This window comes from Streptomyces sp. NRRL F-5630 (genome assembly GCF_000719475.1).
Classification (GTDB): Bacteria; Actinomycetota; Actinomycetes; order Streptomycetales; family Streptomycetaceae; genus Streptomyces.
In genome coordinates this window covers 40,633-66,180 of sequence record NZ_JOGO01000017.1, presented here as the reverse complement: position 1 = coordinate 66,180, position 25,548 = coordinate 40,633, and the positions used below count along the sequence as shown (strand labels likewise).

Here is a 25,548-nt window from a genome sequence, read left to right as displayed (position 1 = left end):
CGGGAAGGGAGCTGAGGGCCTGGGCCGGGAGGGCCGGGGGGCCATGTGGCCCGTGGCGCTCGGCGCCGGGTTCACGTCCCCGCCATCGGCGCCGTCCACGTGATCCGCGTCCCCCGGCCCCCGGGTCCCGCGTCGACGCGGAAGCTTCCCCCGCACTGTTCCGCGCGCGAGCCCATGTTGAGCAGGCCCCCGGTCGGGCGGGCCGGGCCGAGGCCCGCGCCGTCGTCCGTCACCGTGAGGACCACGTGGTCCGTGCCCTCCGGGACGGCCAACTCGATGTCCACGTGGTGCGCCCGGGCGTGCCGCGCCGTGTTGCTCAGCGCCTCCGCCGCGACCGCGAGCACATGGTCGCGCAACTCCTCGGGCACCGTGCTGTCCACGGGACCCGCTATCCGCAACGAGGGCTGGAAGCCCAGGTGTTGGGCCGCGAGCTGTACCGTCTCTGCGAGGCGGCGGCGCAGCGCGGGGCCGCCCCGGTCGTCGTCGCTCGTACGGAGCTGATGGATCGTCGAGCGGATGATCTGGATCGTCGCGTCCAGGTCGTCGACCGCGCGCCCGACCCGCTCGGAGGCCGTCGGGTCCGCGATCGAGCGTGTCGCGCTCTGGAGCGTCATGCCGGTCGCGAAGAGGCGCTGTATGGCGACGTCGTGCAGGTCGCGCGCGATGCGGTCGCGGTCCTGGAGCATGGCCAGTTCCTCCGACTCCTCCCGCCTGCGGGCCAGTTCGAGCGCGATCGCCGCCTGGTCGGCGAAGCCGTCGATGAGTGACGTCTCGGCCGCCGCGAAGCCCTGCCTGCCGGTGCGGCGGCTCAGCCGCAGCGCCCCCCGCACCGCCGTGTCCACGGACAGTGGCACGGCGACGACGGGCCCGTGCTCCGTTCCGGCGAGCGGCAGGGCGCGCGCGTCCACCCGGACGTCCGTCGTCACCACCGGTGCCCGCCCGGCCGCGGCGAGCCCCGACAGCGAGCCCCCGAGCGGGAGGACCGCGCCGCGTACCGCCTCCGCGCCCTCGCCGTGCGCGACCCGCACGACGAGATCCCCGGAGCCGGTGGGGAGCAGGACGGCGGCGAGGTCGGCGTCCGCGACCTCCATCGCGCGGCGCGCGATGATCCGCAGCACCTCGTCGGTGCCGGTGCCCGCGAGGAGCGCGCGGGTGATCTCGCCGAGGGCTTCGAGGCGGTGCTCGCGGCGGCGGCTCTCCTCGTACAGGCGCGCGTTGTCGATCGCGACGCCCGCCGCGATCGAGAGCGTCGTGAGGACGGCCTCGTCGTCGGCGTCGAAGGAGCCGCCGCCGCGCTTCTCGGTGAGGTAGATGTTCCCGAAGACCTCGTCGCGGATGCGGACGGGGGCGCCGAGGAAGGTCCGCATCGGCGGATGGTGCGCGGGGAAGCCGTAACTGCTCGGGTGCGCGGTCAGGTTGTCGAGGCGCAGCGGCGCCGGGTGACTGATCAGCTCGCCGAGAATGCCCTGCCCGCACGGCGCCGGGCCGATCCGCGCCTCCACCTCCGCGTCGAGCCCCACCGTCACGAACTGCGAGAGCCCGGTGCCGTCGTCACCGATGACGCCGAGCGCGCCGTACCGCGCCTCGGTGAGCGTCACGGCCGCCTCCACGATGCTCCGCAGCACCTGCGGCAGGTCGAGGTCCCGCCCGAGGTCCATCACGGCGGTGAGCAGGGCGTGCATACGGTCGGGGATGTCGAGGGCGGGGGCGGCATGACGGGGCGGGGCGGTGCTCGCGGTCGTATGGGGCGGGGCGGCCCCCGTGGCGGTACGGGGCGGGATGCCGTCCCCGGGCGGGCGGGGCCGTCCGCCCGCCTCGCCGGTACGGGGCGGCTCGCCGTGCGGGAACGGGCAGCGGCCGGCCGGGCCGCTTCCCCGGGTGCTCCCGGCGGTGGCGGGGCTGGTCTCGCGCGGCTCGCTCATGCCCGTACCGTACGCGGCACCCCCGGACCCCTGACGAGAGGCCGAGCGGCCCCGCGCGGGCACGGCGGGCGGCCCCGTACGGCCGGGGCCGACCGGCCCCGTACCACCCGCCGAACGGCCTCAACGCCCGGCGCCGACCGGCCCCGGTGCCTCGCCGACCGGCCCGGAACCGCCCGCCGCACAGGGCCCGCTCGGCCCTGCCGCCGGGCTTCCGCCGCCGCTGATCATGTGGGGCGGCCGGAGGAGTACCGCACTCTCTCCCTGCGGGTGGGCCCTCCGGCCGTACCAGCTCGCGGAAGGAAGGTCGCCGTCCGGTGGACGAGGCACATGACATGCGGCAGCGCGGCACACGACAGGACGCGCGGCAGCGGACCGGGGAACGGCGGGAACGGGCCGCCGGGGGCACGGGTACGGCCGGGGCGCCGCCACCGGGGGTGGAGGCCGGTGGCACGGTGGCGGTCGCCCCGGCCCCGGCTCGACCGGGCTGGATCGCCTGGCTCACCACGACCGATCACAAGCAGATCGGCACGCTCTACCTGATCTCCGCCTTCTTCTTCTTCGTCGTCGGCGGGGTGCTCGCCCTCGTGATGCGCGCCGAACTCGCCCGCCCCGGGATGCAGATCCTGTCGAACGAGCAGTTCAACCAGGCGTTCACGATGCACGGTTCGGTCATGCTGCTGCTCTTCGCGATGCCGCTCTTCACCGGCTTCGCGAACTGGATCATGCCGCTCCAGATCGGCGCGCCCGATGTCGCCTTCCCGCGACTGAACATGCTCGCCTTCTGGCTCTTCCTGTGCGGCTCGCTGATCGCGGCCGGTGGCTTCCTGACGCCCGGTGGTGCGGCCGACTTCGGCTGGTTCCTCTACGCGCCGCTCTCCGACGCCACCCACTCGCCCGGTCTCGGCGCGGACCTGTGGATCATGGGCGTCGCGCTCTCGGGCTTCGGCTCGATCGCGGGCGCGGTCAACTTCGTCACGACGATCGTGTGCATGCGCGCGCCCGGCCTGACGATGTTCCGGATGCCGATCTTCACGTGGAACGTGCTGCTCACGGCGGTCCTTGTCCTCCTCGTGTTCCCGGTGCTCGCCGCCGCGCTCTTCGCGCTCGAATGCGACCGCAAGTTCGGCTCGCACGTCTTCGACGCGGCGAACGGCGGGGCCCTGCTGTGGCAGCACCTGTTCTGGTTCTTCGGCCATCCCGAGGTGTACATCCTCGCGCTGCCCTTCTTCGGGATCATTTCCGAGGTGATTCCGGTCTTCTCGCGCAAGCCGATGTTCGGTTACGTGGGCCTGATCGGTGCCACGATCGCCATCGCCGGTCTCTCGGTGACCGTGTGGGCGCACCACATGTACGTGACGGGCGGGGTGCTGCTGCCGTTCTTCTCCTTCATGACCTTCCTCATCGCCGTGCCGACGGGCGTCAAGTTCTTCAACTGGATAGGCACGATGTGGAAGGGATCGCTCTCCTTCGAAACGCCGATGCTGTGGGCGGTGGGCTTCCTCGTCACCTTCGTCTTCGGTGGCCTGACCGGCGTGATCCTCGCCGCGCCGCCGCTCGACTTCCACGTCTCGGACTCGTACTTCGTCGTCGCGCACTTCCACTACACGCTGTTCGGCACGGTGGTGTACGCGATGTTCGCCGGATTCCACTTCTGGTGGCCCAAGTTCACGGGGAAGATGCTCGACGAACGGCTCGGGAAAGTGACCTTCTGGACGCTCACGGCCGGTTTCCACGCGACGTTCCTCGTGCAGCACTGGCTGGGCGCGGAGGGGATGCCGAGGCGGTACGCGGACTACCTGGCGGCGGACGGCTTCACGGCCCTCAACACCGTGTCCACCATCGGATCGTTCCTGCTCGGTCTGTCGTTCCTTCCGTTCTTCTACAACGTCTGGAAGACCGCGAAGTACGGGAAGAGGATCGAGACGGACGACCCGTGGGGCTTCGGCCGCTCGCTGGAGTGGGCGACCTCCTGCCCGCCGCCGCGCCACAACTTCGTGAAGCTGCCCCGTATCCGCAGCGAGTCCCCGGCCTTCGACCTGCACCACCCGGACATCGCCGCGCGGGACCGGCGCGAGAACGCCGTGGCGTCGGCGGCAGCGGGGGCGGCCCGGTGAGCGCCGTCGTGCCCGCCCTGGCGCTGGGCGTCCTCACGGCATCGGGCTGCGTCTGGTACGTACCGGCCCTCGTCGATCTGCGGGCCGGTGCGGACCGTCCCGTCTCCCGGCGCCTCGCCGCCCTGGCGTGCCTGAGCGGCTGGGGCACGGCGGGACTCGCGGCGGTGCTGCTCCTGACGGGGGCGCCGCTCGCGGTGGCGGGCGCCGGGGTGCTCGCCTGCGCCGCGCTGCGGCTCGCGGCGTGGGGACGGGCCAGGGGCGAGGCGCGCGAGCACGCGGCGTACTGGGCGGCGCTCGACGCGCACCCGGACGCCCGGCGTGCGCCGCACCGCGTCGTGGGCGCCGTCATCGCCACCGGCCTGACCGCGGCGACGGGGGCGGGCGTGGCGCTGATCTGGGCCCACGCGCGCGGGGCGATCGGCGTCACGCCCCTCGTGGCGGCCCCCTCGGCCCTCACGGCCTGCACCCTCGCCGCGGCGCTCCTGACGGCGTCGCGGCGGGGGAGCGGAGAGCGGACGGGAGCGGCGAAGACGGACCGTCCGGCCCGTACCGCGCCCACCGCCCCCGGGCGCACGGCAGCACCCCGGTAGGGTCCCGGGCGCGGGGGCACCAGGCACCTGGGGCTCGCGTGGCGGGTGAGCCGCCGGCGGACCGGGCGGGGGCGAGCCGGGGTGGCTCCCGCCGCCCGGCGCCCCCGCGTGTGGCGCACGTCACCGGAACCCGGCGCGGGGTGCGGAGAGAACCTGGTGTGAGGGACACAGAAGAGGCGGGTGCTCTGCGCCGAGGCGTACGGGCCGGAGACCGCCGGGCATTCACCGAGCTGTACGAGGACCACGCGCGCGCCGTCTACAACCACGCCCTGCGCCTCACCGGCGACTGGTCGGCGGCCGACGACGTCACCGCCGAGACCTTCCTGACGGCGTGGCGCACCCGCGAACGCGTCGAGCCGGACGGCGGCTCGCTCAGACCCTGGCTCCTCGTCATCGCGACGCACAAGGCCGAGAACAGCAACCGCTCCCGGCGCCGCAAGCTCGCCTTCCTCGCGCGCAGCGCGCCCCCGCCGCACGTCCCCGACTTCGCCCCCGAGACGGCGGGCCGCATCGACGACGCGCGCCGCCTCGCCGCCGTGCACGCGGCCCTCCACCGGCTGCGGCGCAAGGAGCGCGAGGTGCTGACGCTCTGCGTGTGGTCGGGGCTCGACTACGCGGAGGCCGCCGAGGCCCTCGGCATCCCGGTCGGCACCGTACGGTCGCGGCTCTCGCGGGCGCGGGCACGGCTCCTGAAGCTGAGCGAGGCGGGCACCGGAGAGCCGGGCGGCGCGGACGTGGCGGAACTCGGTCCCGTGCGGCCGGGAGACGACGAGCCCGTGTGGACCGGAGACGGCGGGCCCGTGCGGACCGGAGACGGCGGTTCCGCCGCGAAAGAGACAACGGAACCGGGACCCGGGACCGGAGAGGTACAGGGCAGGGCCGCGTCCGTGGCCCTGCCCGTGCGGGAGGAGAACCGATGACCGACACCCACCCGTCCCGGACCGGAGCGGACAGGAACGAGGCCGACGAAGTGGCCCGGCTCCTGCCGCCCCCGCCCGAGTGGGACCTCGCGCCCGAGCGAAAGCTCCACCACAAGGAACGACTCATGCGACAGATCGACGACGACACGGTGCGCGCGGCGGAGACGGCTCCGGCCCCCGCCCGGCGGCGCGTCCTGCGCCCCGCCTTCGTGGCCCCCGTCGCCGCCCTCGCCCTCGCGGGCACCCTCACCGCCGGGCTCACCCGGGGCGGCGAGGACCACGGCGGCGGCACGGGGACGACCCGGGCGGGCGGCAGCGCCCACGCGCGGCAGGCGAGCGCCCTGCTCGGCCGCATCTCGGACGCCGCGCTGGACGGCCGGCCCCTGAGCGTGCGCGACGACCAGTTCGTGTACGTGAAGAGCCAGGAGCGGGGCGCGGACGAGACGAGCGGCAAGGCGGTCATGGGCCCGCCGGTCGTGCGCGAGTCCTGGGCCACGCAGGACCCGGGCCGCGTGCGGCACATCGCCCTCCTCCGCGAGGACGGCGAGACGTACTGGAACAACGCGTTCCTCGGCGACGAGGGCGGCACTCCCGTGGGCATCGACCGGCCCACCTACGAGTGGCTCGCGGCGCTCCCCACCGATCCCGACGCCCTCCTGACGTACCTCTACGCCAAGACGCCGGAACAGGGGCGGTCGCGGGACCAGGCCGTCTTCGAGCGGATCGGCAACCTCGCCTCCGGGCTCCTCCCGCCGAGGACCGCCGCCGCGCTCTACCGCGCCGCCGCCCGCATCCCCGGCGTCGTCACGGCGCCGGACGCGCACGACGGCAAGGGCCGCACGGGGATCGGCATCGCCCGCGAGGACAAGAAGCACGCCGAGCGCTCGGAGTGGGTCTTCGACAAGGATCTCCGCTTCCTCGGCTCCCGCACGTACCTGACCGAGGACCGGTCGGTCGGCCGGAAAGGGACGCTGCTCGCGAGCACGGCGGTCCTCGCGCTGGGAGTGGCCGACAAGGCGGGCGTGCGCCCGGCCGAGGTGACGGAAGTGACCGGGGACGGGGGCGCGGAACAGAGCTGAGCCGGGAGCGGGTGACGGACGGGGACGGGGCCTGGTCGGGGGGCGGATGACGGGCGCGGGCGGCGCCCGGTCGGGGCTGGGTACGAACCCGTCCGGGGGGCGGACGACGGGGCCCGGCCGGCCCCCGCCACCCGCCCCGGTCGCGCGAGACCGGCGCCCCTTCTGCCGCCCGGGACCCGCCCCCCTCGTACGACCCCTTCGCCCCGCCGCCCGCTCCGGTGGCGCGCCCCTTCGCCCGTGCCCACAGTGGGGGCATGAGTCACGCCGAGCCGTCTCCGTCTCCCGGTGCCATGCCGCCGCCCCGTCCGGGGCCCGGGCGCGACGAGGTGCCCGACCCCCTGCGCAGGCTCGCCCGCGCCGCCTGGTGGGTGGTGCTGCTCGCGGGGCTCGCCGCCGTCGTGCTGGGGGTGCTCGTCCTGGTGTGGCCCGGCTCCTCGCTGCGCGTCGCGGGGGTGCTCTTCGGCGTGTACCTGCTGGTCAGCGGGGTGGTGCAACTGGTGGCGGCGAGCGGGACGCACACCGCGGCGGGGATGCGCGTGCTCGGTTTCGTGAGCGGGGCTCTCTCCGTACTGCTCGGGCTCTTCTGCTTCCGGAGCGCCACCCAGTCCGTACTGCTGCTCGCGCTGTGGATCGGCATCGGGTGGCTCTTCCGCGGGCTCACCCAGGTGGTCGCCGCGCTCGCCGAGCCCGCGAGTCCGGCGCGCGGCTGGCAACTCCTGCTCGGGGTGCTCGCCGCGCTCGCCGGGGCCGTCCTCGTCGTCTCGCCCTTCGCCTCAGCGTGGGCCCTCCTCCTCGTGGCGGGGATCTGGCTGCTCGCGGTCGGCCTCACCGAGATCGCCACCGCGCTGCGCCTGCGCCACCGCCTCCACGTCGGCTGACCAGCCCCTCACACCGGTTCGACGCCGAAATGAGCGCTCGTCCCGGTCAGTCCGAGCAGTCGCCGCAGCGAGTCCGGCGGTCTCTCCAGGGTCAGCCGCGCCCCCGCCCTGTCGGTGTGCCTGCGGACCTGGAGAAGGACGGCCAGGCCCATCGAGTCGCAGCCCCCAAGGCCCGCGCAGTCGAGCGAGAGCGTGGTGAGAGCGGTCGTGTCCAGGGCGGTGACGACGTCCTCGCCGAGTTGCTCCGCCGTGTCGTAGTCGAGGTCGCCGACGAGTGCGAGGACGAGATGGCCGGGGGCGGGGGCACGCTGTTCGATGCGGAGGCCGCCGGGCGGGGGAGCGCTCATCGCGGGGCCTCGTCCGCGTCGCGGGACGCCTCGTCACGAAGCGGGTCCGCCCCGGATATGGGTTCCGCGCCCGGTATGAGCCCAGCGCCCGGTAGGGGTTCCGCCGCCCGTACCGCGTGCGCGCCCCCGGCTTCCGCGCCCCGCACCGCCTCCGTGCCCGCCGCCAGGAGGCCCAGCGCGCGCGGGAAGTCGCGCAGGCGCTCGGCGAGGACGGCGAGGGCGGGGAGCAGCGAGGCCGCCGGGACGCCGCGCGCGGCGAGGATCGACGCGGTCCAGCCCAGGAAGCCCGTGAAGAGGTCCGCGTCGTCCACGTACAGCGCCGTCGCGAGGTGCGCCACCACGTGGTCGAGGTCCTCGGCCGTGTGCTCGCGCTGGAGGGCGGTGTACGCGCGCATCGGCGGGTAGCGGTCGAGCAGGCCGTGGAAGACGGCCCTGACCAGCTCCTGACGCGAACGCGTCACGAAGGTGTACTCCTGGTCCGCGAGGTGCGGCAGGTCGGCGCTCATGACGTGGTCGCGCGGTGGGGGCGGCAGCGGGCCGCGCGCGAGGCGGTCGGCGGCGGCGCGCGCGTCGGGCGCCCAGGCGTCCGCGCCGAGCAGGCGGGCGTAGCGGCCGTCGTGGCCGAAGGCGGCGCCGCCGACGAGCACCGGGACGCCGACCGCCTGGCACGCCGTCAGCGTCGCGTGCGCGACGGGCAGCCGCGGCGCGAGCGAGCCCGAGAGCGCGACGGCGTCGGCGCCCGTACGGTGCAGGTGGCCGATGAGGTGCGGCGCGGGCACCTGCGCGCCCAAGTGGTCGACGTGCCAGCCGCGCAGGCGCAGCACCTCGGCGACGAGCCGCGCGGGCAGCCCGTGCCACTCGCCGTCCACGCACGCCACGACGATCCGCCCCGCGCCCGGCGCGGGCACGGCGGGCGGCGCCGAGTGCCGCAGCACCCCGACGCACTGCTCGTTGACGGCCGTCGCCGCGTGCTCCTGCGCGACACCGAGCCGGTTCGCCGCCCACTCCGCGCCGACCCGCCGCTGCACCGCGCCGATGACGTCGAGCAGGACGCTCTCCGCGTCCAGCCCGGCCCCGTGCGCCGCGCGCACCACCGCCGCCGCCGTGTCCTCGTCGCCCACGGCGACAGGGGCCCACAGCCGCTCGGCCCACGTCTCGGCCCGGGGCGGCGCCACCGTCACCGTGCTCGTCATCGACCCCTCCCCAGAACCGGCCGCGCTCGCTGCGCGGTACATTCTCCCGACAGTACGGGCACGGGCTCGCGCTCGCACGGGACGGGGCTCCCACCCCGTCCACGCGGCCTCCGGCCCCGCGCTGTGCCGCTTCCCGCCCCTCCGCGCGATACGGGGGCCTCGCGGGCCCCGGCCACGGGCCTCGCGGCCCCCGGCGGTACGGGCCTCGCGGGGCGCTCGCGGTACTGAGGCCCTAGACGGATGCCGCGCCCTCCGCCTTCCGCCCCCGCTTCGGCGCCGTGATCGCCACCACCGCCATGTCGTCGTGGCGGCCCGCGCCGACCCACTGCGCCGCCAGCATCCGCACCCGCTCCACGACCGCGCCCGCGGGCATCCCCGCGCACTCGCCCGCCGCCCTGCTCAGCCGGTCCTCGCCGAACATCGTCTCGCCGAGCGGCCCGCCCTTCGCCTCCGTGATGCCGTCCGTGTAGAGCAGGCACGTCTCGCCCGGCGCGAGCCGCACCACGGCCGTCGTGGCGCGCACCTCCGGGAGCACGCCGACGAGCGTGCCGTGCGTCTCCGCCTGCTCGACGCCGCCGTCCGCGCGGACGAGGAGCGGCCGCGGGTGGCCCGCGGTCGTCACCCGCAGCCGCACCCCGCCGTCCGCCTCCGCGCGCGCCGAGGCGAGGACGAGCGTCGCGAAACGCGTGTGGTGGGAGGTCAGGAGCGCGGCGTTGAGGAGCGTGAGGACGCGCTGGTGGTCGGCGGCGAGCGGCAGCAGCGCGTGCAGCGTGTTGCGGATCTTGCCGGTGAGGATCGCGGCTTCGAGGCCCTTGCCGCACACGTCGCCGAGGACGACGAAGCACTCGCCGTCCGTCCCCTCGGCGGCCGGGTGGACGTCGTAGAAGTCGCCGCCGACGCGCTCGCGGTCGGCCGAGGGCCGGTAGCCGCCCGCGAGGTCGATGCCGTCGACGCGGTGCAGCGGGGGCGGGAGCAGTTCGCGGGTCAGAGTCTTGGTGAGCGCGGCCTGCTCCGCGTACAGGAGCGCGGCGGACACCGCGGTGCCCGCGCGGAGGGCGAAGAGCCGCGCGAGGGACTCCTCGTCCTCGCCGAAGGTCCGCCCGCCTTCCTCGCGCAGCAGCACCAGAGCGCCCGCCGGGACCCCGTGCCCCGGCATCGGCGTCACGAGCACGGACACCGGGGTGCCGAAGCCCTCGGGGAGCGCCCAGGCGGGGAACTGCGCGGGGTCGAGCCAGCGCGAGGGCACGGGCGGGAAGCCTTGCAGGGCCTCGACGAGCCCGGGGACCTCGGCCGGGTCGGCGGACACGGAGCGGGTCCTCGGCTCCCCGTCCGCGACGCCGAGGACGAGTTCGACGCGACGGCCGCGCCACGGCGAGACGACGACCGCGGCGTCGGCGAGGTGCCGCGCCGCGAGACGCGCGGTGATGGCGAGGGCGCGGTCGGCGTTGAGCGAGGCGAGGAGCTGGGCCGACGCCTCCTCGAGCAGGGCGTTGCGGGCCCGCTCGGCGCGCAGCTCGGCACGCAGCCCCTCCTCCTCGCCCGCCTCGCGCAGCCACCACGTGAACTCGCCGCCCTCGTGCCGTACGGGGCTCGCCTCGTAGACGCGCGCGCCGAGCGCCCCGCGCGCCGTGCCGGGCAGGTCCTCGCGGACCGCCCGCGCGTGCGCGCCGGAGAACCAGTCCGGCGCCGTGCCGGCGAGCGGGCTGCCGGGGGTGCTCCGGGGCAGCAGCAGCGCCGCCGCGCCGTTGATCTCGCGTACGAGGCCGTCCGGACCCGCGCGCAGGGCGGGGGGCGGCACGTGGTCGAGAGGGGTGCGGGGGGCGGCGGTCAGGCGCGGGGGAGCGGGAGCCCGCGCCGCGGTGAGGGCTCCGGCGGAGGGCGCTGGTGAGGGGACGGGTGCTTGCGCCGCGGTGTGCCTCCGTGCGGTGTTGGGGTGCGCGGTGGGCGCGTGGGCTGTGGCTGCGGTGCGTTCGGCTGGTCGTGTCATGCGGGCGGGGCTCGCTCAGCGGGCCCCTCACCTCCTCCCGGCCTGTCGCCGTCACGCCGCCCCTTGGGGAGGCACGACGACCCCACCACCGTACGCACAACCTCCCACCCCTGCGAAACCCCGCCAGAAGCCCTTGCGGAAACCACACGCCTACGGGACGCCCCCCGGGGTACACGGGGCTACGGAACAGGGCGCGGCCCGGGGCCTGGGGAGACCCCGGGCCGCAGGGCTGCCCGGAGCCGCCGTGCGCGACGGGCACGGCCGGACGCCTCCGAGCGGGCGCTCCGCATCGCGGAAGTACCGGTCGTTTATAGCCTCGTCGGCCCTTGCCGCCTGCCGGGGCTCCGCGTCCGGCTCGCCCCGCCCTCCGGTGTCCCGAAGTCCGCAGCCGGTCGCGTCGTCAGGCAGGCCGGGCCTCTTCTGGCGTTCCGGTCCGGGAAGCGGTGTCGCGAGGACGCCGTGCTCCTCGGGGACGGGGCTCTGGTCCGCACCCGCGCTCACGCGCCGGCGGGGCGGTCCCGGAACCACCGGTGTCGACGAGCCGTGTCGCACCGGGAAGGCCGGGGACCGCTTCCACCAGCACCGCGTTTCCTTCCGCCTACTCGAAGAACTTCAGGCTGTAGCCCGTATCGGTCGTGTTGCCGGGCACGTTGGCGCGCCGGTAAGTGGTGTTGCTCCACCAGACCGCCGTACCGGAGTACCAGGAGCGGTTGGACCACGAGTACGGAGTGCCCTTGGCGACCGCGTGGTAGAGGATGGGGAAGCGGTTTCCGGAGGGCGGAGCGGAGTTGACGTCGCCCTCGGGCAGGATGAACGTGTGATGGCCGGGTCCGTTGACGTTCACGGTCGGAGTCCAGCCGGACATCATGGACGGCGCGTTGGAGCCGAAGAGGCAGCCGTTGCTCTTGTACCAGTCCCAGACGTACGTGGGGTCGCCGCCCGCCCGCAGTCGCAGGTCGGCGATGCAGTACTTGTCGCTCCAGCTACCGTTCGCGGAGTAGACGACGTGGAGCTGTCCGGAGGGGTCGACGACAGGCTGGGGAGCCTCGTTGATGTACGGGTTGCCCACCACCCGTTCCCAGGACTCGCGCGGCTGCGAGATGACGTACCGGCCGCCGGTGGCGGCGGTGGGGCTGCTCATCCGGGCGATGTAGAGGTTCTGCTCGACGTTGGTGTCGCCGGACCAGCCCGACCACACGAACCAGCGCTGTCCCTTGTAGGTGAAGGGGGCCCCGTCGATGGCCCACTTGTCGCCAGGCAGGGACACCTTGACGGCCGCGGAGTAACCGGACGTGGCGGAGGCCGAGCCGATGTGGTACATCCGGTGGGCCGCGCTCTTGCCTGCGGCGAAGTAGATCCGGTACTGGCCGTCGTGGTGCACGATCTCCGGCGCCCAGACCTCGCCCAGACCGGCGGTGTCCCGCCACACCTGGTGCTTGGGCGCGGTGGCCACGGCCTCCGGGGTGGCGGCCGTGCGCACCGCGATACCGCCATCCACGGCTTTGGCCGAGACGTACTGGTCGCCCACCTTGATCACGGACGGGTCCGCCCCGCCCACCAGGGAGCCGCCCAGCGTCGAGGACTCATCCGCCACGGTCGCCGCCGGCTCCGCCGCGCCTCTGCCCGTCTCCTGGGTGCGCCGATCGGTGGGCCGCTCGTCCGGTGGGACGGCAACGGCGGCCTGCCCCAGTGTCAGGAGGCCGACAAGCCCCAGCGGAACGGCTCCGGCGAGCCAACGGGAAGAGCGCATCGATTCTCCTCGTGTACATGACGTAAGTGAGAGCGCTTTCAACGGTCGCGTCGGCGGGTAACCCTGTCAAGGGAAAGGCGACGGTCGCGAGTTGGTCGATGCCCCGGTCGGCGCCCGTACACGGACAAGGCGTACGACGTGCCGCGTATGCGGAATTGACGCTGGGGCAAGCACATCGGGGTCCGCGTCGCTCGACCCGCACCGGGCCACGAATGGGAATCTCCACCCGCGTCGGCGGCTCGCCGACCACCAAGGCTGCGACCCGCGCGTTGCCCATCGAGGCCCATGCGGTGGTAGCCGGTCTGCCGCCGAAACCGGCGCCGGGGCAGCGCTCGTAGCAGCCGTGGCCAGGGCGCCGCCGATGGTCAATTCCTCGGAGGTGCCGCGGGCGGGGTGCCCCTCGTACCCGCGCGGCGTCAGTCAGTATCGGGGCCGTCGACATCGGGCGGGGTGTCCTGACCGGGGCCCGAGATCCCGGTGCCCACGCCGCGTCCCCTGCTGGGGGCAGTGATGAGGCGCAGAGGCCCGGTGGCTACTCTCGTCTCTCCGTCGATCCGGAATGGAGAGGAGCAGGCTGTGCGCAGTGCCGGCGTGACGCCCGAGGGCGACCGGATCCGCTGGGTCGAGCTGCCGGGACAGGAACCGTCCCGCGTCTACGTCCACGGTCTGGGCGCGACGTCGCCGGCCTACTTCGCGGAGGTGGCGGTTCACCCCCTGCTCGCCGGACGTCGTTCGCTGTTGATCGACTTGCTCGGGCACGGCATCAGCGACCGGCCGACGGACTTCGACTACACCCTGGAATCCCACGCCGATGCCCTTGCCGCGGCCTTGGACAGCGCGGGTGTCACGGGCGCCGAGCTGATCGCGCACAGCATGGGTGGCTCGGTCGCCATCGTCCTTGCCTCCCGGCACCCCTCTCTGGTCTCCCGCCTGGTCTTGGTCGACGCCAACCTCGACCCGATCCCGCCCGCACCGGGGGCCGCGGGCAGCAGCGGCATCGCCGCCTACTCCGAGGAGGAGTTCCTGGCGGGCGGCTGGGAAGAGATCCGTGACCGGGCCGGTCCCCACTGGTGGTCCACGATGCGCCTGGCAGGCCGCGAGGCCCTGCATCGCAGCGCGGTCCACCTCACCCGCGGCACCGTCCCCACCATGCGTGAGCTTTTGCTGGACCTGGAGATCCCGCGCACCTATCTGCTCCCCAGCGCCGACGGCCCGCTCCCCGGAACCGACGCGCTCACCGATGCCGGGGTGACCGTCGTCTCCGTCCCGGACTGCGGGCACAACATCATGCTGGACAACGCGGAAGGCTTCGCCCGCGCCACCGCGGCGGCACTCTCGGGCCCCCACCAGCGATAGCGCGCCCGAGTGGCCCGTCACGCGGAAAGAGCCGCGCGGGTTCCTCCTGCGTGACGACGGAAGAACGGGGCCCGTGCGGCCTTGTCCCCTCCGGCCCCCACCGGTATTTCCCGTGTGCGTCTCGGCATCGTGCTGCTACAAACGACTCGTCCGTCTCATCACGCGGGACACGGTCCAAGTGACCGCGCCATCCTCCGCTCCGAAATCGCTGTGACCACCGACCTTCGGAATCGATCGTCCGGAAAGGAACCGCCTTCCCCGTGCCGCCCGTTCCCGCCGACCCCACCGTGCTCCACCCGATGCCCGAGCACCCCCGTGTGGTCCTCCTCAAGCCGCTGGTGAAGTCTCCGCTGATCGAGGTCGGCGACTTCTCCTACTACGACGATCCGGACGACCCGACCGCGTTCGAGACGCGCAACGTCCTTTACCACTACGGTCCCGAGCGGCTTGTCATCGGCAAGTACTGCGCGCTGGGGACGGGCACCCGGTTCATCATGAACGGCGCCAACCACCGCATGGACGGGCCTTCCACCTTCCCGTTCCCCACCATGGGAGGTTCCTGGGCGGAGCACTTCGACCTGATCACCGACCTGCCCGGGCGCGGGGACACGGTCGTCGGCAACGACGTGTGGTTCGGGCACGGCGCCACCGTCATGCCCGGTGTACGGATCGGCCACGGGGCGATCATCGCCGCCGGCGCCGTGGTCACCGCCGACGTCCCCGACTACGGCATCGTCGGCGGCAACCCCGCCCGGCTCATCCGCACCCGCTACGACGCCGCGGACATCGCCAGGCTCCTCGCCGTGTCGTGGTGGGACTGGCCCGTGCGGGACATCACCGACCACGTACGGACGATCATGTCGGGGACCGTCGCCGACCTGGAGGAGGCCGCCGCGCGGATCGGCCGGCGCTGACCCCGCGCCCTCGCCCCGCCGCCCGTACCCGTCCTCGCGGGGAGCCGTCCCCGCCGGAAGCGGGGACGAGGGAGTGGACGAGGCCTGACATGGCTGACGAGCGGGACGCCGGGCCTCCTCCTCGCCCCCGGACCGGATTGCGGATCGCGCTGGACCAGACGCATTTCCCGTTCCGCCAGGGAGGTACGGGCGGTGGCTCTACAGCAGGGCGCCGCCGGAGACCTCGAGGCGCTGGGCGGTGACCCAGCGCAGGTCCTCCGAGGCGAGCGCGGCGATCGCGTCGCCGATCTCCTCCGGTTCACCGACGCGGCCGAGGGCGGTCTGCGCGCCCAGGCCCTCGCGCATCCGCGCGTCGTCCCGCATGGCACCGCCGTTGAAGTCGGTGGCGGTCGGCCCCGGCGCGAGGGCGTTCACGCGGATTCCGCGCGCCCCCAGTTCCACGGCCAGGGTCCGGCTGAGGACCTCGACCGCCGCCTTGGAGGCCGAGTAGACCGAGGTGCCGGCACTGGTGTGGCGGCTGAGGGAGGAGGAGACGTTGATGATCCGCCCTCCGTCGGCCAGCACGGGCGCGAGCGCCTGGATGAGGAAGAACGTGCCGCGCACGTTGGTGTCCATCACCGCGTCGAAGTCCTCGACCGTGACCGCTTCCAGCGGTCCGAACAGCCCGACCCCGGCATTGTTGACCAGGACGTCCAGCCGGGTCGCGCCCCAGCGCTCCAGCCGTGCGGTCAGGTCGGAGACGAAGTCGGGGAAGGCGGCCACGTCGCTGATGTCCAGCCGCAGCGCGGCAGCCGTGCCACCGGTTTCCTGGATGGTCCTGACCGTCTCCTCGGCCTCCCGCGCGTCGCCGCGGTAGGTCACGATGACGCGCAGCCCGTGGCGGCCCAGCGCCTGGGCCGTGGCCCGGCCCAGGCCCCGGTTGCCGCCGGTCACCAACGCGATCTTGCCTGACTTCATGAGTGCTTCTCCCTGGGGGAAGGGGACGACGCCGAGGGGGAAGTGCTCCCGTCGACCGATGGCGAGTCGAGTGACTCGCCTCCCTGGTCACGTAAACACCCTGGGCAATGGCGAGTCAAGTGACTCGCCTCGGGGTGAGACATACTGGTCCCATGACCGCAGGACTCTCGGCGCACCACCAACGACTCGCTCAGCGCAAGCGCGAGGCGATCACCGCGGCGGCCACGAAGCTGTTCCTGGAACGGGGTTACGACGGGACGTCGCTGGCCAGGATCGCGCAGGAAGCGGGCGTCTCGAAGTCCACGCTGTTCAAGCAGTTCCCCACCAAGGCGGCGCTCTTCGAGGCCATCGTCACCGAGTACTGGGAGGGTGGGCCGGACGCGGCGGCGCCCGCGACACCACCCGGTGACCTCGGCGCCGGGCTGAGGGCGATCGGCCGCCAGTACGCCGACCTGATCGGCCGGCCCGCCATGGCGGCCCTCTTCCGCATCGTCATCGCCGAACTGCCGCGTTTCCCGGAACTGGGGCGGGCCCAGTTCGACCTGGGCAAGCTGCCCTACTTCATCTCCGTCCAGCACTACCTGGAGGCCCAGCACGCGTCGGGCACCGCGGTGGTGCCGGACGCGGAGAGCGCCACCAACCAGTTCCTCGGCATGATCGCCAACTACGTCCTCTGGCCGCGGATGCTGCTCGCCGACTGGGGCCCCGCACCTGCCGACATCGCCCGTGCCGTCGACGAGGCGGTCACGACCATGCTCGCCCGCTACGGCCGCGGCGCCGACGACGCGCGGCGGTCCTGAGGGCTCAGACGCGGAGGGGGCACGACCGAAGCCCGCGCCCCCTCACTTCGCCGCCGGGCGCGGTGCGCCGTCCAGCCCGGCGGGGTCGGCCGCTGGGGTCCGCTTCTGGTTCCTGCCGCGGTCGAGCCGGTCCCAGAGGGACAGCAGCGGCGACGTCATCACCGTCGTCACCAGGGCGACGATCACGAGCACGCCGAAGAGCGCCGGAGAGGTGATGCCCGCGGCCAGGCCGACGTTGATGGCGATGAGCTGCATCAGGCCGCGGGCGTTCATGAGGGTGCCGACCCGGACGGCTACCTCCTGCCGCTCGCCGAGCAGTCGCGCGGTGGCCCAGCAGGCGCCGAACTTGCTGACGACGGCGACCAGGACACAGGCCCCCGTGAAGAGCAGCATCCTGCCGCCGGACAGCAACGTGAAGTCGGTGTTCAGGCCGGAGTAGGTGAAGAACAGCGGCAGGAACACGATGCGGCTGACCGGCTCGATGGCCTGCACCGCGCGGGTCACCACCGGGTCACGGGGAAAGACGACCCCGAGGCTGAACGCGCCGAACACCGCGTACAGGCCGATGCGGTCGGTGTACCAGGCGGCGAGGAACAGGAGGAGGACGACGACCAGGAACGTGTGTTCCTCGGTCAGCCGCCGTGCCCAGTCGAGCGCCTTGGTCCGCAGGCGCACGAACACGGCGAGCAGCACCCCGAGACCGGCCGTGCCGGCCGCTGCCAGGAGGAAGGTGCCCGCCCCGCCGCCCGCCAGGCTCAGCACCGCCGCGAGGAGAATCCACGCCACGGCGTCGTCCAGCGCACCGGCGGCCAGCGAGACGGAGCCGAAACGGGTGTGGGTGAGGCCGCGCTCGTTGATGATGCGGGCCAGCATCGGGAAAGCGGTGATGGCCAGGGTGACCCCGATGAACAGCGCCCCGACCAGGGGCGAGACGCCGTCCGGGTAGATGTCGACCCAGTGGTGCGCGACGGTGGCGAGGCCGAAGCCGAGGACCAGGGGCATGGTGATGCCCGCCGCGGACACCGATATCGCCGTGCGGCCCACCGACGCCAGCTTGTCGGTGCGGAACTCGTAGCCCGCCAGGAACATGAAGGCCACGAGGCCGATCTGCCCGGCGACGTAGAGGATCGGCCGCAGCTCCTGGGGGAAGAGGGCCTCCTCGGCACCGGGCGAGACGAGGCCGAGCACGGAGGGGCCGAGGGCCACACCGGCGACCATCTCGCCCACCACGGGCGGTTGTCCCAGGAAGCGCAGCAGCCGGCCGACGAGGCGGCAGGTGACGAGGATGACGGCCACGGCGAGGAAGAACGCCGGACCCAGCTCGGTGGTCGACAACGGTGACTCCTCGGTCAGGTCCGGCCCGTGAACGGGCAGGCGTCGGCGGTGCCCGGAGCGGTGTGTGCCGCCTGCGACGGGCGGCCCTCGGTGTCGTGCTCGGCGAAGAAACGTGTGGCGGGCCTGGTGCGGCGGGCGTCGAGGACCATGTACGTGCCGAGGACGAGCTGGGCCACGCTGCGGCCGACGTCCTCGGCCCGGTCCCGCACGGCCAGCGCGGTGCGCAGGGCGCGGTGCGCGGGCGTACCGGTGGGCCGGTCCCGGGGGAGGAGCAGGCACGGGGCGCGGTGCGGGATGGAACGGGTGTGGCTGACGGGCGAGTCGAGGGCGAAGCGGGCCAGGATCTCGCGGGTGGCGGCGCGCATGGCGATCGGCGAGAGACGCCAGGCCGGACAGGGCCGGTTGGCCGCGATACCGAACGGGATGTGATGGGCCTCCTTGGCGGAGAGCGTCTCCCAGCGGCCGGGGTCGAAGCGCTCGGGGTCGGGGTAGCCGGTGGCGTGGTACTCGGGGTAGCTGAAGGTCAGCACGGAGCCCGTGGGGATGCGGGGCATGCCCTCCAGCTCGATGTCCGCGGTGGTGACGCGGTGGGCGACGCCGAACAGCGGGAAGAGCCGGAACGTCTCGTTCATGACGTGCGACAGATAGCGGTCGTCGTCCGTCGCCACCCGTTCCTGCACGTCCGGGTGCTGGGCGAGGACCAGCAGCAGGTGCGCCATCGCCTCCGACATCTGGACGACGGCGGTGTTGAAGAAGGTGCCTTGCAGGTAGTACGCGTGCTGGCGGCGGGTCAGCCCGGCCGGGAGCTCGTGCGGCACGTCCCCGGCGGCCAGCCTGCGCAGCAGGTAGCGGGTGAGCCGCTCGCGTCGGCGCATGTGCCGCGGCCTGGTGCACTTGAGGGCGTTGACCACGTCCTCGGCGTTGTCGACGATCAGCTTCCGCGCCTCGGGCGGGCACTCCTCCCGGAACACCAGCGTGTAGAAGAACTCCGCCCACACCGGCATCATCAGGTCGCGCAGCCGCACCGCCCGCACCCCGTCGCCGGGCAGGGTGTCCAGGACGCGCCGGGTGCTGCGCGCGGCCGCTTCGTACAGCTCGGCCGAGGTACCGGAGAGGAAGGCGAGGGTGCGTCGTGACACCTCGTCGTAGCGGGGGCCTGGCTCCAGGTGTTCCTGGTGGACGTCGGCACCGGGCGCGAGCCAGTACCAGAACAGGTCGGACAGCGCCGCGCCCTTGCTGCGGCCGTTCGCCGCGGGCTGGCCGTAGATCTCCTCGAAGCGTGCGGCGCCCCCGTACTCCTCCTGCGGGAAGGCAAGGCCCTCCTCGCCGTTGACGCGGGCGAAGAGCTTCATCCGCAGGGTGACGACCCGGCCGGGCAGCCAGGCGGGGGTGGAGAGCAGCAGCGCGCTGCCCGCGGCCAGGGCTGCCACCGTGGACTTCCTCAGCATGTCCGTTCTCCTGTCGTCGGGCGCCGGATCGTGCCGCGTTCGACCACCTGGTCGGCCGTGAGGTCGCGGGGCCGGTGTCCCCCGCACAGGGCGAGGACGTGGTCGAAGTCGGCGCGGAGCGCGGTCAGGCACTCCCGGACGCCGTCCTCGCCGCCGGCGGCGAGCGCCCACAGCACGGGCCGCCCGACACCGACGGCACGGGCCCCGAGCGCGAGGGCCGTGGCGATGTCACCGCCCCGGCGGACCCCTCCGTCCATCAGCACCGGCACCCGTTCGGCGACGGCCTCGGCCACGGCGGGCAGGGCCTCCACCGACGCGGGGGCGGCGTCGAGTTGCCGTCCTCCGTGGTTGGAGACGAACACGGCGTCCACGCCCTCCTCGACGGCGGTGCGGGCGTCCTCGGGGTGCAGGACGCCCTTGACGACGAGCGGCAGTCCGGTGCTCTCGCGCAGGCGGCGCAAGTCGTCCCAGCCGGCGGGCCACATGGGGATGGGCAGGGTCGCGCCGGGGGCGCTGCCGGGCAGGTCCCGCATGTTCTCCGTGGTCAGCCCGGCCGGAAGGTCGTGGAAGCCGTGGCGCAGGTCCCGCGTGCGGCGGCCGAAGACGGGGGAGTCGACGGTGACGACGAGGGCGGAGCAGCCCGCGCGTTCCGCACGGCGGGCGAGTTCGGCGGTGATCTCCGCGTCCGGGTGGAGGTAGAGCTGGAACCAGACGACCGGGTCGGCGTCCCGCTCGCGGGCCGCCGCGACGACGTCCGCCACGGCGGTGGTCGCCGCCACGCCCGTCACCAGCGGGACGCCCGCGGCGGCGGCGGCGCGGGCGGTGGCCCGTTCGCCCTCGGGGTGGGCGAGTCGGTGGAAGGCGGTCGGCGAGACGAACAGCGGGGCGGGCCACTCGCGGCCGAGGACGCCGACCCCGGTGGTGCGGTCGGCGCCGCCGCGCAGCACGCGGGGGAGGAGGGCCAGTCGGCCGAAGGCGTGCTCGTTCTCCCGCAGCGCGGTCTCCTCACCGGCGCCGCCCGCGAAGAAGTCGTAGTGCTCCTGCGGGAGTTGCCCGCGCACCGGTTCGGCAGGGCGGTGCGCCGGATCAGGGTGCGGGCCGGTCATGGCCGGGGCGCGGGGAGTGCGTCACCGGCCGGGGAACCGTCTCCGGCCGCGAGGCGGGCGGTGAGGAAGGAGCGCAACGGGCCGACGTGCACGTCGGGGTTGTCCCACTCGTTCTCCAGGTTCTCCGTGATGTGGTGCTCGGCGACCGGCTTGCCGCTGCCGTCCGGCAGGAACTGCCGCACGACGGGGTGCAGGTAGCGAGCGTCGAGTCCGCTCGTGTCCTGCTGGTTCATCCGGTTGACGCCGATGTCGAAGGGGTCGACCTGGTCGTGGTCGGCGCCGTACTCCAGCGTGACGCTGAAGTAGGCGGACAGGGGCCCGAAGTCGCCCCGCGCGGCTGCCGCGTGCAGGTGCCGCACCGGTACCTCCTCGCAGTAGCGCGCCTGGCCGTCGGCGCCGATGAGGACGGCGTCGCTCAGGAAGCCGAACATCTGCCACAGGGCCGAGGTGCGGTTGACGCGTGCGATGACGGCGTCGGCGACGGCGGGGCCGGTGGCGGGTACGTCGGCGTGCGGCCAGGGCGCGTCGTGGTAGCGGCGCTCCAGGATGCGGGTCAGCGCCTTCACGCCGTACCGGAAACCGTGAATGAATCCGCTGGTGGACTTCTTGAAGTCGAGCGACTGGGTGATGGTCCCGGCGAAGTAGAGATCGGGTACGTTGACCGACTCCCAGGCGTCCGTGAGGTGCGGGAAGCGGTCCTTGATGACGAGATCGGGGCGGCATTCCTCGGCGAATATGGACGCGTCGAAGCGGAAGCCGGTGGCCAGAATGACGCGGTCGTACGGGATGTCTTTCACGACCTCGTCGACGCGCGAGAAACTGACGCTCACCATGAATTTTCCATCGGCAGTCCGCTGGATGCGGAGAATATTGCCGTCCAGGACGGAATTCTGCGATTTGAGTTGGTAGGTGTCGAGAAAGTTGTTGTTCACTGCCCGCAGATGACCGACGAAATGCGTGCGCCACGCCAGTTTCAGGGAACCGGGTCCGGCCACATGGATGACGGCAGCGGTCTCGATGAGGTTGTCCGCGGTCTCGAACGCGGAATTCCCCCGGCCGATGATGAGAACCCGCTGGTCGGTGAAGTCCTGCGGATCGACGGTCACCTCGTCGTAGCGCTCGGCCTCGGCCGCCCCTTCGATGGGCGGTACGTAGGGGCGGGAGACGCCGGTGGCGACGAGGACACGGCGCGCCCGGACAACGTTGCCATGTTCGTCCGTGGCCACGAACTCCCGGCCGTCCGGGCGGGTGACGCGACGGATGCGGGCGTTGTACCGGATGTTCAGGCCGTGCTCGTGGGCGAAGTCCGCGAGATAGCGGACCATCTCGTCGGCCGGCGGGAAGTAGCGCGGGGTGTAACCGGTGAACAGCGGGCCCTCGTCCGAGAGCAGCGAGTTCCAGTCGACGCGCAGCCGCAACTCCGGGTCGCTCCAGCCGGTGTGCACCTTGTTGCTGGATATCAGGGTCCGATGCCTGGGGAATCGGGTGAAGAAAGCGCCCGGAGCATCGCTCCCCTCCACGATGAGATAGTCCCGCCCGGACTTCTCCAGTAAATATCCGGCTTGCAGACCCGCCGGTCCTGCACCGATGACGAGATAGTCGACACGGACTGAATCAGACATTCTGGTCCCGCCTTCCGTGGGGGTGTCGCAGACGGTACTTGATGGTTAAAGCACCCTGCCACCCCGCCTCACTGTGACCTGGGTCACAGGTATAGCGGGGAGGTGAATTGCGCGTCTCGGATAACGTGTGGGGGCGATCGGAGGTCCATGAATCTTTTCGCGCCGACCTTTACACCGGTCATTACGATCGTTTCCGTCCCTACATGCAGCCTTTACGTCGGCAGTTTTCAGCCAAGAGTGGAGATGAAGTGGACGAACAGTCCGGAGGCACCTTTCCCCAGACGCTCATCGACGCGTTCCGGGCCACCCCCGACCGGCCTGCCTTCGAGTACGGAGGCCGCACGGTCACCAGGGGAGCGGTGCTCGACGCGGTCGCCGCGTACGTACGGGGCCTGCGCGAAGCGGGCCTGACCGCCGGTTCGGTCGTAGCCCTCGACACCGGGGTGTCACCGGAGGCGTTCGCGGTCCGCATCGCCGCTCACGCGGAGGGGTGCACGGTGGTCGGCCTGCGGTCCGGGCTGACCCGTGAGCATCTGCGGTCGATCTTGGCGCGCGACGTCTCCGCCGTAATCGTCGACGAGGCGTCGAGCGATGCGGAAGTCCGGTGCGAAGCGGCTGAGTTGGGCGTATCGGTGCTGGATGTGGCCGCGTTGAGGCCGGACGCCGGTGCGGGTTCCGGCCAGGCCGCCGGTTCGCGTTCCGACGAGGCCGGTTCGGGTCCGTGTTCCGGCAGCCTCGTCGCGCGGGGCGCCCCCGACGACGTGGCCGTCATCCACCTCACCAGCGGCAGTACGGGCCGCCCCAAGGGAACGCTGCTGACCTACGCCGCACTGTCGGTCAACTGGGCCTACACGTCAGAGGATTGGGACGACCGCGTGCGCCGGCTCGCCGCACGCTACGAGCGCTTCCTGCTGTTCGGCACGCTGAACAGCGCCGTGGTCTTCGAGCATCTCGGCCTGTGCCTGATGGGCGGGGGTACGGCCGTGATTCCCGCCGAGCCGCCGCGCTTCCCCGAGGTGTTCGGGCAGCACCGGATCACCGCGTGCCTGCTGACGGTCCCGAGGCTGTACGCCCTCCTCGACGCCGTCCGGGAGAGCGGCGCGGATCTGTCCACTCTGCGCAACCTCCTCGTGGCCGGTTCTCCCCTTCCCCCGCACCGCCTCGCCGAGGCCGCCGAGTTGCTCGGCCCCGTGGTCCACCACGGTTACGGCCAGACCGAGACGGGCATGCTCGCGGTCCTCGAACCCGGGGAACTGGCCGGCCGACCGTCCCTGGCGGACAGCGTGGGACGCCCGTTGGAGAGCGTCGAGGTGACCGTGCGGGACAGCGAGGGCCGCGACGTCCCGGCAGGTAAGACCGGCGAAGTGTGGGTACGCAGGCCGGACTTCTTCCACGGGTACTGGGACGACGCCGAGGAGACCGCCGACGTGCTGCGGGAGGGGTGGGTGCGTACCCGCGATCTCGGCAGCCTCCCCGCCGACGGCTATCTGCGCCTGGCCGGACGCATCCGCGACATCATCATCGTCAACGCCATCGTCCACTACGCCGGGCCGATCGAACGCGTCCTCGCCTCTCATCCCGACATAGACCAGGCCTACGTCGTGGGCACCCCTGACGAGCACACCGGCGAGGCCGTCCACGCCTTCGTCGTACCGCGACCCGGGGCCACCGCCCCCGAGGAGGAGACGCTGCGCGAACTGGTCGCCCGCGAACTGGGACCGGCCGGCGCACCGACCCGTGTCGTCCCGCTCGCGGAGGTACCGGTGGCCGCCAGCGGGAAACCCGACAAGGCGGCGTTGCGCGCCATGGCGTCGATGGGGTGAGCGACTGCGGAGGGCACGGGCGGGTGCGGGCACGCCGGGTCTTCGGAGCGACGGGGCGGGCGTGTGGGGGCGCGTCTTCGGCCGGTGCGGGACTGGCTGGGCGCGAAGAGCGTCGGTGCCGGGTTGCGGTGCACCACCGGCGTCGGGCACCCGCCAAGGGGGTGAGCGGTCACGACCAGGCGCACGTTGAACCCCGTGCTCGCCCCCACGTGCGCCTGTCGAGCGCGGCGTTGCCTGCCCGAAGTCCTGGCGGATCCTCCGCGGGTAGCCGCACCGTATGACCGTCATCCCCCGTGGCCTCACCTTGGAGGCAACCCCGAGAGACCTCGGTGCTCATGCCAGCAGCAGAGGCGCGGCGGCAAGGGTGACTCCCAACGCCACGAAGTACAGCTGGTAGGTGAGCCGTTCCGCCGACCGGCCATGCCGCAGCAGCGCTCGCGCGGCGCATGTCCAGGCCACAGCGGCGAGTGGCTGAAGGCGGCGAGCCACCACCGCGCGAACCCGGGGCCGATCACCGACGGAAGGGTGCGGCGCCCGACAGCACGGCCCGCCCGCCTTCAATAAATTCTTGAAGTACCGCGTCTGCGGCTCGGCGAGGGTCTCCACCCACGATGCGTCATCCCGCACATCCCACCTGTACGGGAGAAGAGGGGAAGTACAGGCGTCTGCGGCATGCTCTCCCCCGTGGCTCCTCGATGAAGCGGTGGCCCCCGGCAGGGGGCGCCGCGTTGACGGGTCCGCCCTGAGTCGCGTCAGTCGGTGAGCAGGGTCAGCACTTCCCAGGGAGCCGAGGGGATGGCATAGGCGACGACCTCATGGACCCGCAGCTTCCCCTGGCCGGTGAGCGCGTGCGTGTTCATCCAGGCGCGGTGCCAGTCGGCGAGATCGGACAGAGCGGGGTGTACCTCCTGCTTGAGCGGGAGAGGCCAGTGCGGCAGCCGTGCGGATGTCTGGACGTGGGGTGTCCGCGACGGCAGGGGGGCGGGGGAGGGGGCCGGGCCGCTGCGGGCCCTGCCCGGAGCGGCCAGGGCCCGCAGCCGCAGCGGCTTCACGAGACGGGGCACCTACGTGAACTGCCCCGTGCGGTACGCGCCGACGACCGCGCGCCGCCACGAGAGCGGCAGGGCGAGCCGGACCGGGCATCACAGCGGGGGCAGTGGTGGCGCTCGATGTCATCCGCGTCGCTCGGAGAGGGGCACTGAGCGCCCGTCACGGCGCAGATTCCTCGCACGTCACATGTCTCGGTAGGGGGCTCTGCCCTCGTCTGCGTGTGGACGGGGCCTGCCTGAAGCGATCCCAGGTCAACTGCGGTCCCTCGGGCTCCTGTTGCCCTCCTCCTGGCGAAGGGACCCCGTCGAGAGGCCCGCTGATCAAGGACTCGCCCGATCCTCGGTCACTCCTCGGCGC

The 25,548-nt window shown here is 73.1% G+C and carries 21 protein-coding genes; 9 read left to right on the top strand and 12 right to left on the bottom strand.

Annotation, left to right across the window (positions count from 1 at the left end; translation table 11 throughout):
• Window positions 1-71 precede the first annotated feature (71 nt).
• Window positions 72-1,682: a GAF domain-containing sensor histidine kinase gene (locus tag IF99_RS0111125; RefSeq protein ID WP_030996237.1), complete on the bottom strand. Its 1,611-nt coding sequence runs from the start codon at window positions 1,680-1,682 to the stop codon at window positions 72-74.
• Between the two features lie 728 nt (window positions 1,683-2,410).
• Between IF99_RS0111125 and ctaD the strand changes: the two genes are divergently transcribed.
• From ctaD to IF99_RS0111100, 5 genes are all read left to right on the top strand, one after another.
• Window positions 2,411-4,036, top strand: coding sequence for a cytochrome c oxidase subunit I (ctaD, locus tag IF99_RS0111120; protein WP_234340665.1), 1,626 nt, complete (start codon window positions 2,411-2,413; stop codon window positions 4,034-4,036).
• Window positions 4,033-4,626 carry a hypothetical protein gene (locus IF99_RS0111115; RefSeq protein ID WP_234340657.1) on the top strand — a complete coding sequence of 198 codons (594 nt, stop codon included), beginning with the start codon at window positions 4,033-4,035 and terminating at the stop codon, window positions 4,624-4,626. Before ctaD ends, IF99_RS0111115 begins: the two co-directional genes overlap by 4 nt.
• A 158-nt stretch (window positions 4,627-4,784) precedes the next feature.
• The gene (locus IF99_RS0111110) at window positions 4,785-5,546 is read left to right on the top strand and encodes an RNA polymerase sigma factor (RefSeq protein WP_030996234.1); all 762 of its coding nucleotides are present in this window, start codon (window positions 4,785-4,787) and stop codon (window positions 5,544-5,546) included.
• A complete protein-coding gene (locus tag IF99_RS0111105) occupies window positions 5,543-6,625 on the top strand; it encodes a CU044_5270 family protein (RefSeq protein ID WP_030996233.1) in 1,083 nt (360 codons plus the stop codon). The genes IF99_RS0111110 and IF99_RS0111105 overlap by 4 nt, the downstream gene beginning before the upstream one ends.
• A 254-nt stretch (window positions 6,626-6,879) precedes the next feature.
• Window positions 6,880-7,503, top strand: coding sequence for a DUF308 domain-containing protein (locus IF99_RS0111100; RefSeq protein ID WP_030996232.1), 624 nt, complete (start codon window positions 6,880-6,882; stop codon window positions 7,501-7,503).
• An 8-nt stretch (window positions 7,504-7,511) separates the two neighbouring features.
• On the opposite strand, the gene IF99_RS32230 is transcribed toward IF99_RS0111100, so the two are convergent.
• The 4 genes from IF99_RS32230 to IF99_RS0111080 all read right to left on the bottom strand — a co-directional run bounded on the left by IF99_RS32230 (window position 7,512) and on the right by IF99_RS0111080 (window position 12,588).
• Complete coding sequence (locus tag IF99_RS32230) at window positions 7,512-7,850, bottom strand: STAS domain-containing protein (protein ID WP_030996231.1); 339 nt, start codon at window positions 7,848-7,850, stop codon at window positions 7,512-7,514.
• Window positions 7,847-9,043, bottom strand: a complete 1,197-nt coding sequence (locus IF99_RS0111090; protein WP_030996230.1) for a cobalamin B12-binding domain-containing protein — start codon at window positions 9,041-9,043, stop codon at window positions 7,847-7,849. Before IF99_RS0111090 ends, IF99_RS32230 begins: the two co-directional genes overlap by 4 nt.
• Window positions 9,044-9,275: 232 nt before the next feature.
• Window positions 9,276-11,030 (bottom strand): SpoIIE family protein phosphatase, encoded by a 1,755-nt coding sequence (locus tag IF99_RS0111085; protein ID WP_030996229.1) that lies wholly within the window; start codon window positions 11,028-11,030, stop codon window positions 9,276-9,278.
• Window positions 11,031-11,628: 598 nt separating this feature from the next.
• The gene (locus tag IF99_RS0111080; protein WP_030996228.1) at window positions 11,629-12,588 is read right to left on the bottom strand and encodes a glycoside hydrolase family 43 protein; all 960 of its coding nucleotides are present in this window, start codon (window positions 12,586-12,588) and stop codon (window positions 11,629-11,631) included.
• Window positions 12,589-13,356: 768 nt separating this feature from the next.
• On the opposite strand from IF99_RS0111080, the gene IF99_RS0111075 reads away from it, so the two are divergent.
• Both IF99_RS0111075 and IF99_RS0111070 read left to right on the top strand, forming a co-directional pair.
• Window positions 13,357-14,136 carry an alpha/beta fold hydrolase gene (locus IF99_RS0111075; RefSeq protein ID WP_030996227.1) on the top strand — a complete coding sequence of 260 codons (780 nt, stop codon included), beginning with the start codon at window positions 13,357-13,359 and terminating at the stop codon, window positions 14,134-14,136.
• Window positions 14,137-14,435: 299 nt separating this feature from the next.
• Window positions 14,436-15,050, top strand: coding sequence for a CatB-related O-acetyltransferase (locus IF99_RS0111070; protein ID WP_420705662.1), 615 nt, complete (start codon window positions 14,436-14,438; stop codon window positions 15,048-15,050).
• Between the two features lie 198 nt (window positions 15,051-15,248).
• On the opposite strand, the gene IF99_RS0111065 is transcribed toward IF99_RS0111070, so the two are convergent.
• A complete protein-coding gene (locus tag IF99_RS0111065; protein ID WP_030996225.1) occupies window positions 15,249-16,007 on the bottom strand; it encodes an SDR family NAD(P)-dependent oxidoreductase in 759 nt (252 codons plus the stop codon).
• Between the two features lie 152 nt (window positions 16,008-16,159).
• On the opposite strand from IF99_RS0111065, the gene IF99_RS0111060 reads away from it, so the two are divergent.
• Complete coding sequence (locus IF99_RS0111060; protein ID WP_030996224.1) at window positions 16,160-16,807, top strand: TetR/AcrR family transcriptional regulator; 648 nt, start codon at window positions 16,160-16,162, stop codon at window positions 16,805-16,807.
• A gap of 42 nt (window positions 16,808-16,849) precedes the next feature.
• Here IF99_RS0111060 and IF99_RS0111055 read toward each other — a convergent pair whose 3' ends face one another.
• From IF99_RS0111055 to IF99_RS0111040, 4 genes are read right to left on the bottom strand one after another with little or no spacing between them, the layout of a single operon-like run.
• Window positions 16,850-18,142: a cation:proton antiporter gene (locus tag IF99_RS0111055; protein ID WP_030996223.1), complete on the bottom strand. Its 1,293-nt coding sequence runs from the start codon at window positions 18,140-18,142 to the stop codon at window positions 16,850-16,852.
• Window positions 18,143-18,156: 14 nt separating this feature from the next.
• A complete protein-coding gene (locus tag IF99_RS0111050) occupies window positions 18,157-19,590 on the bottom strand; it encodes a cytochrome P450 (RefSeq protein WP_030996222.1) in 1,434 nt (477 codons plus the stop codon).
• Window positions 19,584-20,696, bottom strand: a complete 1,113-nt coding sequence (locus IF99_RS0111045) for an alpha-hydroxy acid oxidase (protein WP_051703446.1) — start codon at window positions 20,694-20,696, stop codon at window positions 19,584-19,586. Before IF99_RS0111045 ends, IF99_RS0111050 begins: the two co-directional genes overlap by 7 nt.
• Entirely contained in the window at window positions 20,693-22,318 is a 1,626-nt protein-coding gene (locus tag IF99_RS0111040) for an NAD(P)-binding domain-containing protein (protein ID WP_030996220.1), read from the bottom strand. The genes IF99_RS0111045 and IF99_RS0111040 overlap by 4 nt, the downstream gene beginning before the upstream one ends.
• A gap of 248 nt (window positions 22,319-22,566) precedes the next feature.
• Here IF99_RS0111040 and IF99_RS0111035 point away from each other — a divergent pair, with 248 nt between their 5' ends.
• Complete coding sequence (locus tag IF99_RS0111035) at window positions 22,567-24,141, top strand: class I adenylate-forming enzyme family protein (protein WP_030996219.1); 1,575 nt, start codon at window positions 22,567-22,569, stop codon at window positions 24,139-24,141.
• A 333-nt stretch (window positions 24,142-24,474) separates the two neighbouring features.
• Here IF99_RS0111035 and IF99_RS35455 read toward each other — a convergent pair whose 3' ends face one another.
• Window positions 24,475-24,600: a hypothetical protein gene (locus IF99_RS35455; protein ID WP_267882237.1), complete on the bottom strand. Its 126-nt coding sequence runs from the start codon at window positions 24,598-24,600 to the stop codon at window positions 24,475-24,477.
• Between the two features lie 293 nt (window positions 24,601-24,893).
• Entirely contained in the window at window positions 24,894-25,205 is a 312-nt protein-coding gene (locus IF99_RS0111030; RefSeq protein WP_158716591.1) for a hypothetical protein, read from the bottom strand.
• Window positions 25,206-25,548 lie beyond the last annotated feature (343 nt).